Consider the following 14,157-nt stretch of genomic DNA (forward strand, 5'->3'; position numbering starts at 1 on the left):
AATACCACAAATTTTTACGAGGAGACACAATGAAGAAATTTGTGTTAATCATGATCATTTCCATGATTGCAATCTCAGGCATCAGTGCGGAAGCTGATCTGATTGTTAAGCCGTTTGCGGGCATCAGCCTTGGATCGGAAGACGCCCTCCGGGGCGGCGGCGTACACGTTCAGTACAATGTACTGGGCACCGGGATACATCTGGGTACCTGGGCGGCGGTGAACTACGACATCTGGTATTCCAATGCATCACTGCCTGTGGCGCTGACACTTGGAAAAGATTTCTACATTCTCGCAGGTACCACCTTCGATCTCAGTACGGCCACAAACCCTGCAACTCTCACCGCCACAGCTCCTGCGGGTTTCTTCAATACCTTCGGACTGGGCTTCAACACGGTACTGATTCCTTTCAGTGATTCGATGATCCTCGGTGCGAACGCCGAACTGGTGTATACCAACTATGTGGCTGAATCCACCGGAGATGATTTGGGAGATGCATTCGGAGCCCTTGCCGGACTGATCGCAAATATCAAGCTTTTTGCTTCTATAAACCTGGCCTTTCTTTTCTAGGGAAGCGGTGTAACTTCCAGGAAAGAAATGAATCTTCCAGGGAAGCGATCTACCACAGAAACAGAATGGTGAAAGCCTTCCACCCCGAGGGAATGGAAGCAAAAGGGCCGCAGCGGAACATGAATCTCATGAACCGCCGCGGCCGTTGTTTTTTATCTACCGTGTGCAGAGTGTATCGTCTGCAGTGTTTATCGTCTGCGGTGTCCCGTTTTCAGGAATTCTTCACGAAGTTCCGAAGTACCGTGTGAAGGATTCCGCCGTTCCTGAAATATTCCACTTCAACGGAGCTGTCAATCCGGCAGGTTACGGTGAACTCTTTTTTGTCACCGGAGGGATCCACCGCTGTAACGGTAATATCCTGCTTGGGCGTAACCGAGTCATCCACATGAATGCTGAATTGTTCATTCCCGCTCAGTCCCAGGCTTTCGGCATTTTCGCCCTTTTTGTACATAAGGGGAAGAACTCCCATGCCGATCAGGTTGCTTCGGTGGATACGCTCAAAGCTTTCGGCTATTACCGCCTTGACGCCCAGAAGGTACACGCCTTTTGCAGCCCAGTCACGGCTGGAACCCATTCCGTAATCCTTACCGGCCAGAACAATGCTCGGCGTGGCTTCTTCCTTATACCTGCGGCTCGCCTCAAAAATGCTCACCTGCTCACCGCTGGGAAAGTGGGTGGTCCAGCTGCCCTCGGTTCCCGGAGCGAGCTGGTTTCTCAGGCGGATATTTGCAAAAGTACCCCGGGTCATTACCCGGTCATTGCCCCGGCGGCTTCCGTAGGAATTAAAATCAAAATACCCCACGCCCTGTCCTTTTAGATATTTTCCCGCCGGACTTGCAGGATCAATCACCCCTGCAGGGGAAATATGGTCAGTGGTGACCGAATCCCCCACCTTCACCAGAACTCGTGCATCTTCAACCGGCTGAATTGGACTCACTTCAGTGCTCATATCCACAAAGAACGGAGGTTCCTGAATGTAGGTGGACTCTTCCTTCCAGTCATACACCTCCGATGAGCTGAGTTCAATTGCATTCCACTGGGGGTTGCTGGTTTCGATGCCTCCATAGCTTTCCTGGAAGGATTTCCTGTCCATGGCCTTTGCCACATATTCGTCGATTTCCTCTTTGGAAGGCCAGATATCCTTCAGATACACCGGCTTACCGTCTTTTCCCGTACCCAGGGGCTGACTGTCCAGATTTACATTCATGTTCCCGGCAATGGCATAGGCCACACAGAGAGGGGGGATGCCAGGAAGTTGGCCCGGGTATCCGGGTTCACCCGGCCTTCGAAATTCCGGTTTCCCGAAAGAACGGCCGCAGCAACCAGATTGTTTTCCTGAATGGTTTTACTGATCTCTTCATTCAGCGGTCCTGAGTTTCCGATACAAGTTGTACAGCCGTAACCCACAAGATGAAAGCCCAGCTGTTCGAGATACGGCATAAGTCCTGCGGTTTTCAAATATTCGGTTACCACAACGGATCCCGGAGCGAAGCTGGTCTTCACAAAGGGCTTTGAGCTGAGCCCCGCCTCAACGGCTTTTTTGGCCAGCAGACCGGCCCCCATGAGCACCGACGGATTGGAGGTGTTGGTACAGCTCGTAATTGAGGCGATCACCACATCTCCATGGGTGAGCTCAACTTCCTCCCCTCCCTCAAGGGTCACTTTGGCAGTGGTTTCCGCCGCATCGCTGCTCTCTTCAAAACCGCCATCCTTAATGGGAGCGGTCATGAGACGTTTAAACTCCGGTGCCACCGATTTCAGTTCGATTCGGTCCTGGGGTCGTTTCGGGCCTGCGATTGCCGGAACGATGCTTCCAAGATCCAGCTCAAGAACGGCTTCATAGTCTCTTGCATCATCCTCGCTGTCGCCATCTTCACGGTACACACCCTGAGCTCTGGTATAACTCTTTGCCAGATCCATGAGGTCTTCATCCCGGCCTGTTGAATACATATACTCCAGGGTCTTGGCATCCACCGGAAAAAATCCCGCGGTGGCGCCGTACTCGGGGGCCATATTCGCCAGAGTGGCTCTGTCCGGTACCGAAAGCACATCCAGACCGGGTCCGAAGTATTCCACTATCTTTCCTACAACGCCGTGGGCCCGGAGAAGTTCGGTAACCCTGAGAACCAGGTCGGTGGCGGTTGTGCCTGCAGGAAGGTCTCCGGTCAATTTCACTCCCACCACAGGAGGTGCCAGCATGTAGATGGGCTGTCCCAGCATGGCGGCTTCGGCCTCGATTCCGCCCACACCCCAGCCCAGAATTCCCAGACCGTTGATCATGGTTGTGTGACTGTCGGTACCCACCAGGGTATCGAAATAGGCAAAATTTTCTCCGCCGTCCTCTTTGTGCTGAACTACTTTTCCCAGATACTCAAGGTTTACCTGATGACATATTCCGCTAGCGGGGGGGACAACATGAAAGTTCTCCAGGGCTCCCTGACCCCACCTGAGAAATTCATAGCGCTCCTTGTTTCTCTCGAATTCCCGTTCGGCATTTTTCCTGAAGGCATCGGGATGGGCGTAAAAATCGATGCTTACCGAATGGTCAATAACCAGATTCACCGGCAGTTGGGGATTAATCCGACCGGGATCACCGCCCATTCTCGCCATTGCGGAACGCAGCGCAGCCAGATCCACAACACAGGGCACACCGGTGAAATCCTGAAGAAGAACCCGGGCAGGGGTATAGGGTATTTCCACATCACCGGGCTTTTTCGGATCGTAGTTCAGGAATGATTTCAGATGATCGCTTGTAACTTCTTTTTCATTGATATTCCGCAGAACAGATTCCAGAAGGACCTTTATGCTGTAGGGGAAACGGGAAATCTGAGGGTATTTCTTTGCAAGTTCAGTAAGGGAAAAATATGAAAACTGTTTCCCCCCGGCACTCAGACTCTGCTTTACACCAAATGCATCAGAATAGGGCATGAATTCTCCTTTAAAATAATCACCGGATAGCACCGGTGAGATGGTTTGAAAAAAAATAATTAAAACACTCGGGTATAATCCATATTACCCATCATAAGGCGACTCTGCAACAATTTTAAAAAAACGCGGATCGTATGCTGGCTCAGGGCATACGATCCGCAAAAGAAACAGGGTATCGGCGGTGAAAAGGAGCAAAAACCGCTTCAACCAATCCAAAGGACGCTTCGTACAAAAGGAGATTTTAGGAGGCACGTTAGAACACCTTTTACATACACTAAACCCTCGAACCACTGTGGCGTAACAAACAAAATGAAATTATAGTAAGCGTAGAGCCCGATCTCGGACGGTTCCGACGGGTACCAGCGGGGAGGTTATTCTATGAATTATATCACTGTCTTGTTTCACCGCTTTCTGCGGCAAAAAATCGGAGGACCCCATCATAGAGGCGGGCGGGCGCTTTTTATTCTCACAGCCCTGCTTCTCCTGGTGCCCTGCATGTACGTGAATGCCGATTTGTATTCCGGTCCTACGGATCTGCTCCAGCTGGAAACCCGACATTTTCTCTTTATATACCCCCCGGAATCTGCAGAAGCCGCTGAATATCTTGCAGGACTGGCTGACGGCATGTATGAATGGGTTGCCGATGAGCTGAATACTGATACCTGGTTTACACGTTTTCCTGTGGTCATCACCCCTGACACGGACCTGTTGAACGGAGCCTTCACAGTATTTCCTTCCCAGAGAATCAGACTCTTTCAGGCACCTATATCCCCCTCCACCGGTTTTGCCCGGTATAACGATCCCCTGGCAAAACTGTTCCTGCATGAACTGACCCATGCGGTTTCCCTTACCCTGAGATCCCCGTTTTTCCGGGCAGGGCGTTTTCTTTTGGGTGATGTTGTGGCTCCGGCCTTTTTCTCCGCCCCTCCGTTTTTTGTTGAAGGGGTAACCGTGGCAGCCGAAAGTGCCGACAGCTTCGGAAGGGCACATGACACCCCCTACGCCTCAGTAATCCAGCAGGATATTCTTGAAAACCGGATGATGAGTCCCATGGAAAGCAACGGCATCCGGGGAGCGTACCCTTCCGGCGCATGGTATATCTATGGAGGCTGGTTTTCCAGGTATCTTATTGAAACCTACGGAACGGATGCCTACGCAGAATTCTGGAGTCTGCTTGGTACAGGTCAGCTCTACCAGGACGGTCTGTTTACCCGGGGAGCGTTCAGCAAGGCATTCGGAGAGTCCATCCAAAACGTCTGGGATGATTTCCGCTCCTGGATCTCAATACAAGCACCGGTTGAGTTCAACAGCCGGGTGCTGGATCCCCGGTATCAGTTTATCGGGGCAGCTGCCTCACACCCCGGCGGAATCCTGTATTCCACCAGCGATAGCGTGTATCACCTGGAATGGGAGAATGAAACCGTCATGGAAGAAGACTCCCCGTCCCCGGCTTCTTTCAGCACCGCACCCCTCTTCCCGTCGGATAATTTCACCAACCGCATTGCCGTTCATGGCAATGAAATTCTGATCAGCACCTACCGGAGGGATTCGGAGGGGCAGTTCCACGCCAGAATCAAATCCTATGATCTTGACAGCGGCCGGCCTCAGCCCGGGCCTCTGTTTCCCGGTGAGAAAGATACTTCTCTCACTGAGGCTGTGAGGGATCCCCGGACCGGAACCATTCTGGCCATTCGGCCCCGGGGGTACTCGGGAGATCTGGTGCAGGTGAACACGGACGGCAGTATCCGGGTACTTCTGGAAGGAAATCCAGGTCTTATCCCTTCCATGCCGGTCGTCCTGGGAGACAGGGTGTATTTCCTGCTGCAGCAGCGGGGGAAAAACCGCATCGCCCGGTTTTCACAGAACGGGAATATCGAACTGATGGAGCCCCGGGTCCCTCTCCGGGGAATCCGGAACATATCAGGAGACGGCTCCTCGCTGTACTTTATCTATGATAATGATTTCAGTCTCTTCAAACTGGGGGTTTTCACCCCCGGCGCTCCACTTCTGGTGCAGGAGCAGAGCATCAGCGGCGGAGTACAGCACCCGGTGGGAGTGGACGGTGACAGGGTTGCATACATCGGGAATTTCAGCCGGGGCCAGCGCGTCATGCTTCATCCGGCCAGGGTGAAAGAGCCGGCCAGGGTGAAAGAGCCGGCCAGAGAGCCGGCCGAAGAAACCACCGAAGAAACCACCGAAGAAACCACCGAAGAAACCACCGAAGAAACCACCGGAGAAACCTACAGAGAGCCGGGGCGTCAGCCTGAACCCTGGCAAAGCCGTCCGACATTGCCATCGCAAAGCCGTCAGCAGGGGCAGCTGGAAGAAATTGATTATAGCTGGGCAGCCCTGGATGTTCTCCGGGACGGCGGCAGCAGCGGCAGCGGCAGCGGACAAGGGACGGAGAGATCCCGGGGATACGGAGGAATCCGGGTGCCCATGCCCGGGGAGCAACCTTCCGAGTTTCGCCCCGAACCATATGCAGCCCTGCCCTGGATTCTCACCCCCCGGCTGCGCTATCCCCTTGTCACCGTCAACCCACGGGTGTTGGGCGGAGCCGAAGAATCTGCCCTGATCACCGGAGCAGGCGCAGGGTTCAGCACAGAGGACCCCACAGCCGCCTACAGTCTTACGGCCAATCTGCAATACCTGTACGATCAGCCCTTCCTCCACGCAGATGTTCAGCTGGGAGTCCGCACCCTTCCGGTGGCTTTCGGTCTGGGATTCCGGGATTGGAGAGTCTATAATCCGATAATAAACGGCGAGTTTCGGGGAGACAGCCGGGTGCTGTCCGCCTCCCTGTCTGCATCCCAGTCAATCAGCCTTTATCCTCTCTGGCGAAACATCAGCTGGCAGCTGCAGGCAGAATTTGTACAGCAGTTCGATGAAGATCCGGATGAGGAAGCAGGCCCCTACGGCTGGGACGCTGCAGGATGGCGGGTTCCCATCACCGCCGCCCTGGGCTTCAGCTCCGTCAGGGATAATCCCCTGGATCATCGGGGATCTGCGGGAATACGCAGCCGTCTTTCCGGTGTGGGTCTTTTCTCCCAGGCCGGGGATGTACCGTTCACAGGATATGCCGGCTTGAAACTTGAAGGAGAAACTCCCTGGATGTACGGCAGACTCCGTCTCTTTTCCGCCATCTCACTCCAGCAGTCAACCGGGGTCAGTCCGGCGGGAGCTATCATTCCCGGTGTGAGTACCGGGTCTTTCAACACCGACTATGTTGTCCACCCGGGTTTCTCTGCAGAGGCGGAAACCGGCGGAACCGTGTATTCCTTCGGGGAAATCCGCATCGGGCAGAAATATGACATTCACAGGGGAATACTCAGCCTGGCCTATCTGCAGAAACTGAAAATCAGAGGGGGGCACAGAATATCCGTGCAGGATAACCTTCTCCTGGAAGAGGGGGTGATCAACCAGTCCAGCTTCATTGCACCCAGCATGGAGTTTGTGATCAATGGAGGAGCCCTGGCCCGGACGGCATGGGAGGTTGGAGCCGAGTTCAATTACCTCTATGGAGGGGGTGGGAATCCCTGGTATATCTCCCTCTTTTTGACCCCTCCGGGAGGTTTTTAGCAGGATATCAGGCGGGAAAAACCCCGGTGGACAGGTAGCGATCCCCCCTGTCGCAGATGATGGTGACGATCAGGGCATCATCCACACCGGACTCCTCAAGTTCTCTGGCCAGCCTGATGGCCACTGCCACGTTTCCGCCGCTGGAAATACCGGAAAACAGACCTTCGTGGGAGGCAAGCATCCGTGCGGTGCGCTCGGCTTCCTCTTTGGAAACTTCCTCACTGCGGTCAATGCGCGTGGGATCGTAAATGGCAGGAAGATACTCCTCAGGCCAGGCCCTGATGCCCGGGATTCCGCCCTGGCCGTCGGGGCGTGCACCCACAATCCGAATTTCCCGGCGCTGCTCCTTGAGATACCGGGACGTTCCCATGAGCGTACCAGTCGTCCCCGTTGACGCCACAAAATGAGTCACCTTGCCGTCGGTGTCCCGCCATATTTCCGGGCCGGTTGTCCGGTAGTGGGCTTCCGGATTGGAAGGATTTCCAAACTGGTTCAGAATCACCCCTTCTCCGGCGGCTTCCATCTCCCGTGCCTTGTCTATTGAACCTTCCATGCTCTGATCTTTGGGAGTGAGTATTACCTCGGCACCGTAGCTTTTCATCAGCGCAATCCGTTCCTTGCTCATGTGTTCCGGCATGATCAGCACCATTCGGTATCCCCGTACTGCCGCCACCATGGAAAGGCCGATACCCGTGTTTCCGCTGGTAGCCTCAATCAGGGTATCTCCGGGCTTGATCCTGCCGCTGTGTTCCGCATCTGCGATCATCTGCAGGGCCGGACGGTCCTTCACCGAACCTGCGGGATTGTTTCCCTCAAGCTTGCATGCAATGATGTTGGGCCCTGTATACAGCTTCTGAAGCCGTACCAGCGGCGTGTTTCCGATAATCTCTTCAGTGGTGAATATTCGCATAACGCTAATATAAGCATATCACGTTTGTTACTCAAGTTTACTCTGGACATTATTCCCGGCAATTTTTATCATGTAACAAATTCTTATCTGCCTGCTCATATTTACAGCAGCACAAGTCCCAGCAGGGCGCACAATACAGCAAATACGCTGCAGCGAATACGTTTGAGTTGCCGGAACGGGAGCCGCTGCACGCACCGGCATACAGGCAGGAACCGGATGTGAGGTGGAATCATGAAGATACAACTGGAGCGGATGAACAATGGGGTGCACTTTCAGGCACGGAACGAAAGCGGAGCTTCTCTGGATATCGACGGCAGCCCCTCCGTGGGCGGAGAAAACAAGGGAATGCGGCCCATGGAGACCGTCCTGGCCGGCCTTGCGGGCTGCAGCGCCATGGACCTGGTATCAATCATCAAAAAACAGCGCATGATACTGAATGACTGTAAAATTGATGTAGAAGCGGAGCGGGCCGACGGCGTCCCATCTCCCTTCACCAAAATTCATCTTCACTACCGGCTCTTTGGATCTTTGGAAGAGGAAAAGACACGAAGGGCCGTTGATCTGGCCGTTGATTCATACTGCTCCGTGGCGGTGATGCTGGAAAAATCCGCAGAAATCACCCACAGTTTTGAAATAATCCGGGAGTAATCCGCCCCGGATCAGGCAGAAGCGGATCAGAAGGAAGCAGAGCGGACAAAAGCGGCACGGAACAAGCGGCCGCGGCCGAGCCCTCAGCCGGCAGAATCGGGGCCGCCGAATCGCGGCCGAAAAACAGGGATACGCCATACAGAATGGATAAATGGCTGAAACTGAGAGGAGGCAGACTTTGAGCATGCAGAATCAGGACAAACGCAACAGCGGCGGACAGGGATTCAATACATCGGCGATCCGCAACAGGATGCCTTCGGCGGATATGCATGAACACAGCTCCCCGATTTACATGACATCCAGCTTCACCTTCGAAAGCGCAGAGGAAGCCAGGGATCTGTTTTCCGGTGAGAGTCAGGGGAACATCTACAGCCGCTACAGCAACCCGAATACCGATGAGTTCATCAACAAAATGATGGTGCTGGAACACTGCGAAGATGGTGTTCCCCTTGCCTCGGGGATGTCCGCCATGTTTGTGAGCATTCTTGCGCATCTCAACAGCGGGGATCATCTGGTGGCAAGCCGCTCAATCTTTGGTTCTACCCATCAGATCATCACCCAAATTCTGCCCCGATGGGGAATCGAATACAGTTATGTGGATATCGGAGGGGATGAATACCGGCAAAATCCCCGGAGGGCCTGGGAAGAAGCCCTCAGGCCCAATACCAAAATGCTGTTCTGCGAAACCCCCTCGAATCCAGGTCTTGATATCATCGATCTTGAGATGCTGGGGAAGCTGTGCCGGAACAGGGGAATTCTGTTCAATGTGGATAACTGTTTCGCAACCCCCTATTTCCAGAATCCCCGGGATTTCGGAGCTGATATTGTGGGTCACTCGGCCACAAAATTCATTGACGGCCAGGGGCGCAGCCTCGGCGGGGTGCTGCTGGGCAGCAGTGAGGCAATCGAACCCATACGCTTTTTCGCCCGCCACAGCGGCCCTGCTCTCAGCCCTTTCAACGCATGGATTCTCTCCAAAAGTCTGGAGACCCTCGGACTGAGAATGGAACGGCATGCGGATAATGCGGAAAAGATTGTTGAGTTTCTGAAAGGCCGCAGGGAAATCTCATGGGTCAAATATCCCCATGATCCCGATCATCCCGGATATTCCACCGCAAAAAAGCAGATGCGCAGGGGCGGTGCCATGGTAAGCTTTGAACTGAAGGACGGCCTGAAAGCGGGAATCAGTTTTCTGAACAGCCTTGAGATGATCAGCCTCACCGCGAACCTGGGGGACAGCCGAAGCATCGCAACTCATCCTGCCAGCACCACCCATTCAAAACTCAGTCCCGGGGAGAGAGCAACGGTTGGAATCAGCGACGGATTTGTGCGCATATCCGCGGGTCTTGAAGATGCGGAAGATATTATTCAGGATATTCAGCAGGCTCTGGAGAGAAGCTGAGCATCCGGGCGGACAAAGAGCACTGGCGGACAGTGAACATCAGCCCCCGAACAAACGGACAGAATGTACAAACAGGCGGAGTGCAAACACTCAGGCGGAGAGCAGCGCATCAGTGGGGTTGCATGAAACAGCCCCCGGGGAAAAACCGGGGAAAATCCAGGGAGAGATACATGTCAGCAAAAACAGAAACAGCAGAACAAACAGCGGGAACAAGCACAGATCAGCCGGAACAGCGTAAATGGGCGCTGATCACCGGGGCAAGCTCAGGAATCGGTGCGGCCTTCGCACGGCAGCTGGCATCCCGGGGATACTTTCTCATTCTCAACGGCCGGCGGGCTGAAAAGCTTACGCCGTTGAAGGCAGAGCTGGAACGTCTGTATTCCGGGAGACACGAACTGGTTCTGGGTGACCTGAGAGAAGAGCCGGTGATCCAGGAACTGATTACCCTGGGCAACCGGCATGAAATTGATCTGCTCATTAATAATGCCGGCTACGGGGCCGGTGTGGATTTTCTCCAGGATGACGCAGCGGCACAGTTGGGAATGCTGCAGGTTCATTGCACAGCGGTGGTACAACTGTGCAGGGGGCTCATTCCCGGAATGCAGCAGAGAGGACGGGGGGAAGTGATTAATGTAAGCTCGGTTGCGGGTGAACAGAGTCTTCCCAAAAGCGTAATGTACGGTGCCAGCAAGAGCTTTCTCACTCGGTTCACCGAAGCGCTGGCCCTGGAGCTTCGCCCCTCAGGCGTACGGATGCAGGCCCTGCTTCCGGGGTTCACCCACACCGACTTCCACGACAAGCTGCCGGAGTGGGAACGGGAAAAACGGAACCGGGGCATCGTGCGCTGGCAGAGCGCTTCCCAGGTGGCGGAATACTCCCTGAACATGCTGAAAAAACGGCCGGGAAAAATTATTGCGATCCCCGGGTTTTTCAACCGGCTCATTGCAAAGATTCCCGTGCTTCTCCCGAAAAAACTCTATTATGCCATGGCAGTGAGGATTACCCGGTAAAACTCACTTACTTGCCGTCGCCGGCATCATGAATGTCGTGGGGCAATGGGTCGTCGGCATCCTCTATGTTGATATCAACGGGCCGGGCTTCATCTTCCTCCCGGTCACCGGATGTTCCCGAATCCTTTGCATTTTCGCCGTTCTCTGAGCGGTCACGGTTCATATTCTGATTCATTCTGGAAAAAAACGATCCGAACTGGTTCAGGCCGTCTTTAATAAACTCCCCCGCCTGCTCGGCAAAGCTTTCCATGGGTTCGGCGGCATCTTCCATTCCTTCCTGAACCGTTTTCTTTCCGGTGAATACATCCTGCATGTTCCGCATACCCCTGGCAAATTCGGGGAACACATCTCCGCCGCCGGTGGCGATGCGCAGCTGCTCCCGGTAGATGGGAGCAAGCCCGGGATACTCCTTGAGCAGCCAGGCCAGCACAGAACGCAGATATACCACCCGTTCACGGTCGCCTCCGCTGCGGGCACGACCCAGGTCCTGAATAACATGGGACACAACTCCTCCCATCCGGGCCGATCGTTCCGCCTTTTCCAGGTCAAGTTCTCTCAGATACTGGGCTGCGCCCAGAAAATTTTTGTCATTAAGCAGTTCGCTCAAAAGGTCCTTTTGCTCAACAGTCATGTTTCCTCCTGACGAAATTACCGGGATATTTGCCGGGCATGAGGGCAGCCGGTCCTCCCGCGCTGCTTCTCATCCCGTCCCTGGATGTTCGTTTCATTGTGCCGCTACTCCAAACCCTGAAAGTTCGTGCGGCTCTTTAGTCAAAGTACTCGAAACTTCCCAGACCGTCTATGCGAAAATCCTTTTCCGACACACTTCCGGTATACCGGACCTTTCCCACTCCATCCAGAGAACCGCTGATTGGACCTCCGTCCATTCGTATGGATACTTTGGCAGCACCTTCGATCCGCAGATCGGCGGTGTATGTGAGAGAGTTCTGCAGATCCACATTCGCTGCACCCTCTGCTTTCAGACGTACATCATTAAACTCGCAGTCTTCAGCCAGGATCTTTGCTGCGCCTTCCAGGCGTAGCTCAAGTGCGTCCAGATTCATCCCGGAAATATCAACAGAGGAAGCTCCCTCCACCGATATGAGGGAAAGCTCTTCCAGATACACTGTGGCCTCCATCTCCTTTGCGAATCCCCGGAACCCGCCCGGTGCGGGCAAGGTAAGACGGGAGTCCTGCTGGGTCCTGATATCGTCAATAATCTCTCCAGGGGCATTCAGGGTTATCCGCTGCCCGGCGCTGTCTGCGGGAAGAATACGCACATCCCACACGCCTCTGATCTCAAGCTCATTAATATCACTCAAATCCAATTCCGCATCACTGAAATCGACATCCATTTCTGTCTCCACAAACTGTTTACCGCGGTTCACCATCAGGGTAACCGCCAGAATAATCACCAGCACAGCTGCAATAATCCCCGCTGCGGCAATCCAGGTGTATTTCGAAGTTCCCGGCATGTTTTTTCCTCCTAAAGCTGGTAGAATAGCCCCGGGGGGCGCATGAATTCCAACAACAGATCACCATTTTCCTTTGTAACAGATGAGAAGATCAATCCTGCCACCGGGTTTTTTCACAGGTTTTTTCCGGCGCTTTTTCTCGTATTAATGCTCATGTCGTCCCCGTCAGCAGCCGCCCAGGAGCAGCAGCTGGCGGTGATGATTCCCGAAGACAGCACCTACCTCAGCAGATACAACATCAGAGTCTACCGGGACAATCGGTATGAGGGATTACGCTACAGTGAAATATCAGGCCAACTGACCAGTATTGAAGACGGCTATGAAAGCACGTTCTGGCACAGCAACGAAACCACCCGGGACCTGCGAACCGTCATGGCCGCTGTAGATTCCCGAAGCAATCGAACAACCAATCTTGACGAGCTGACCTACACAGAAAAACCTCTGAGCGGCTCATATCCACGGCACCTCACCCAGCTTCCCGAATACCGGAATTTTCCGCTCCTGCCCCCGGCAACTCTCCGCCGTCTGGAAGGCCCGGGGATTCCCCGGACGGGAGACAGCTATGAGGCATTTGCATACCGCCTTGTTGATCCGCTGGGAAGGGGGGAGTTCACGCCTGTTCAGGTGTATGTACGCTATATTTACCAGGGAACCGGAGATTATCTGGGCAGCAAAGTGCACTTTATTAACGCCGATTTTGCCCTCCGAAGTGACGGCCGGCTCACCGGATTCCGGGTTCAGGGCAGCAACCGGGTACGGATCGCAGTTTTTCCCGGCGAGGAAACCAAAATCTTCATGAGCAACACCCTGAACGAACAGTACCAGCTTCAATCCGGGAATCTGCTGCGGCTGGAGGGCTTCGGTCAGACCTGGATTCGAAGCCCCAGGCCCGTTTTTCAGGACCCTCAATTCCTCCGGGGCATCGCCTCCGCCACAGCAAACGGCCCGGGCACCATGCCTCCGGGCTCATCCTCTGATCCCCGGTCCGGCAGACCTACCGATGCTCCTTCTCATGAACCTTCCGACGAACCTTCCGGAACAGAACCGGCGGCCACCCCGGAAGACGGAGTCACCGATGATGAGCCGGGGAAGGATGATGATGATACCAGTCTTGCCGCCCTCCCCGATCTTCCGAGTATTATCCCGTCGGAATCCGGGAATATTGAGGTGAGCCGGGATCAGCTTGGACTGAAGCTCAACATCCCGGATATTAAATTCGCAGCAGACAGTGCTGAACTGCTCCCGGGTGAGATATCCCGGGTGGACCGCCTTCATGAAATACTGGCAGAAAGCGGCCAGCGTCGGATTCTGATTATCGGGCATACCGCAGATGTGGGAAATCCCCGGGGACAGCAGCAGCTGTCACAGGAACGAGCCCGGCGAGTGGGAGAACTGCTTATTGAGCGGGGCATACAACCGGCCAGAATTCGCTTCGAAGGCCGGGGAGGCACAGAACCGGTGGGGGACAACGCAACTCCAGCCGGCCGGGCCAGGAACCGGAGGGTTGAGGTGATTATTCTGAATCAGTAAACGCCGGAGAAGATATTCCCGCTTGAGAAACATTCCGGCAGAAACTACACTGATAGCAGTGCAACGAAGCATGTAAAAATGTTTCACAAGCTTCGCGGCACTGGAT

The 14,157-nt window shown here is 54.4% G+C and carries 11 protein-coding genes; 6 read left to right on the top strand and 5 right to left on the bottom strand.

Going from position 1 to position 14,157, the window contains the following annotated elements:
• Positions 1–29: 29 nt before the first annotated feature.
• Entirely contained in the window at positions 30–569 is a 540-nt protein-coding gene (locus L21SP2_RS10540; protein WP_024268496.1) for a hypothetical protein, read from the top strand.
• 211 nt (positions 570–780) lie between these two features.
• Here the strand turns inward: L21SP2_RS10540 and L21SP2_RS18900 are convergent, their stop codons facing one another.
• Both L21SP2_RS18900 and acnA read right to left on the bottom strand, forming a co-directional pair.
• The gene (locus tag L21SP2_RS18900; RefSeq protein ID WP_244437921.1) at positions 781–1,776 is read right to left on the bottom strand and encodes a hypothetical protein; all 996 of its coding nucleotides are present in this window, start codon (positions 1,774–1,776) and stop codon (positions 781–783) included.
• Positions 1,773–3,497 (bottom strand): aconitate hydratase AcnA, encoded by a 1,725-nt coding sequence (acnA, locus tag L21SP2_RS18905; protein WP_244437922.1) that lies wholly within the window; start codon positions 3,495–3,497, stop codon positions 1,773–1,775. The genes L21SP2_RS18900 and acnA overlap by 4 nt, the downstream gene beginning before the upstream one ends.
• A 378-nt stretch (positions 3,498–3,875) precedes the next feature.
• Between acnA and L21SP2_RS10550 the strand changes: the two genes are divergently transcribed.
• Positions 3,876–7,076 carry a hypothetical protein gene (locus L21SP2_RS10550; RefSeq protein WP_024268497.1) on the top strand — a complete coding sequence of 1,067 codons (3,201 nt, stop codon included), beginning with the start codon at positions 3,876–3,878 and terminating at the stop codon, positions 7,074–7,076.
• A 7-nt stretch (positions 7,077–7,083) separates the two neighbouring features.
• Here L21SP2_RS10550 and cysM read toward each other — a convergent pair whose 3' ends face one another.
• Entirely contained in the window at positions 7,084–7,986 is a 903-nt protein-coding gene (gene cysM, locus L21SP2_RS10555; protein WP_024268498.1) for a cysteine synthase CysM, read from the bottom strand.
• Positions 7,987–8,217: 231 nt separating this feature from the next.
• On the opposite strand from cysM, the gene L21SP2_RS10560 reads away from it, so the two are divergent.
• The 3 genes from L21SP2_RS10560 (at position 8,218) to L21SP2_RS10570 (ending at position 11,046) form a co-directional block, all read left to right on the top strand.
• Positions 8,218–8,634: an OsmC family protein gene (locus L21SP2_RS10560; protein ID WP_024268499.1), complete on the top strand. Its 417-nt coding sequence runs from the start codon at positions 8,218–8,220 to the stop codon at positions 8,632–8,634.
• Between the two features lie 184 nt (positions 8,635–8,818).
• The gene (locus tag L21SP2_RS10565; RefSeq protein WP_053335676.1) at positions 8,819–10,036 is read left to right on the top strand and encodes a trans-sulfuration enzyme family protein; all 1,218 of its coding nucleotides are present in this window, start codon (positions 8,819–8,821) and stop codon (positions 10,034–10,036) included.
• A gap of 170 nt (positions 10,037–10,206) precedes the next feature.
• Positions 10,207–11,046, top strand: coding sequence for an SDR family NAD(P)-dependent oxidoreductase (locus L21SP2_RS10570; RefSeq protein ID WP_169730465.1), 840 nt, complete (start codon positions 10,207–10,209; stop codon positions 11,044–11,046).
• Between the two features lie 7 nt (positions 11,047–11,053).
• On the opposite strand, the gene L21SP2_RS10575 is transcribed toward L21SP2_RS10570, so the two are convergent.
• A complete protein-coding gene (locus L21SP2_RS10575; RefSeq protein WP_024268502.1) occupies positions 11,054–11,677 on the bottom strand; it encodes a hypothetical protein in 624 nt (207 codons plus the stop codon).
• Between the two features lie 136 nt (positions 11,678–11,813).
• Entirely contained in the window at positions 11,814–12,521 is a 708-nt protein-coding gene (locus L21SP2_RS10580; RefSeq protein ID WP_024268503.1) for a GIN domain-containing protein, read from the bottom strand.
• A 42-nt stretch (positions 12,522–12,563) separates the two neighbouring features.
• Between L21SP2_RS10580 and L21SP2_RS17320 the strand changes: the two genes are divergently transcribed.
• Entirely contained in the window at positions 12,564–14,051 is a 1,488-nt protein-coding gene (locus tag L21SP2_RS17320; RefSeq protein WP_024268504.1) for an OmpA family protein, read from the top strand.
• Positions 14,052–14,157 lie beyond the last annotated feature (106 nt).

The organism is Salinispira pacifica (assembly GCF_000507245.1).
Classification (GTDB): domain Bacteria; phylum Spirochaetota; class Spirochaetia; order DSM-27196; family Salinispiraceae; genus Salinispira; species Salinispira pacifica.

Bases quoted from the DNA above. Each gene is read 5' to 3' on its own strand.
- L21SP2_RS10565 (WP_053335676.1), top strand. From the start codon at position 8,819: ATGCAGAATCAGGACAAACGCAACAGCGGCGGACAGGGATTCAATACA.
- L21SP2_RS17320 (WP_024268504.1), top strand. From the start codon at position 12,564: ATGAATTCCAACAACAGATCACCATTTTCCTTTGTAACAGATGAGAAG.
- L21SP2_RS10560 (WP_024268499.1), top strand. From the start codon at position 8,218: ATGAAGATACAACTGGAGCGGATGAACAATGGGGTGCACTTTCAGGCA.
- L21SP2_RS10570 (WP_169730465.1), top strand. From the start codon at position 10,207: ATGTCAGCAAAAACAGAAACAGCAGAACAAACAGCGGGAACAAGCACA.
- L21SP2_RS10575 (WP_024268502.1), bottom strand. From the start codon at position 11,677: ATGACTGTTGAGCAAAAGGACCTTTTGAGCGAACTGCTTAATGACAAA.
- acnA (WP_244437922.1), bottom strand. From the start codon at position 3,497: ATGCCCTATTCTGATGCATTTGGTGTAAAGCAGAGTCTGAGTGCCGGG.
- L21SP2_RS10550 (WP_024268497.1), top strand. From the start codon at position 3,876: ATGAATTATATCACTGTCTTGTTTCACCGCTTTCTGCGGCAAAAAATC.
- cysM (WP_024268498.1), bottom strand. From the start codon at position 7,986: ATGCGAATATTCACCACTGAAGAGATTATCGGAAACACGCCGCTGGTA.
- L21SP2_RS10580 (WP_024268503.1), bottom strand. From the start codon at position 12,521: ATGCCGGGAACTTCGAAATACACCTGGATTGCCGCAGCGGGGATTATT.
- L21SP2_RS10540 (WP_024268496.1), top strand. From the start codon at position 30: ATGAAGAAATTTGTGTTAATCATGATCATTTCCATGATTGCAATCTCA.
- L21SP2_RS18900 (WP_244437921.1), bottom strand. From the start codon at position 1,776: ATGAATGTAAATCTGGACAGTCAGCCCCTGGGTACGGGAAAAGACGGT.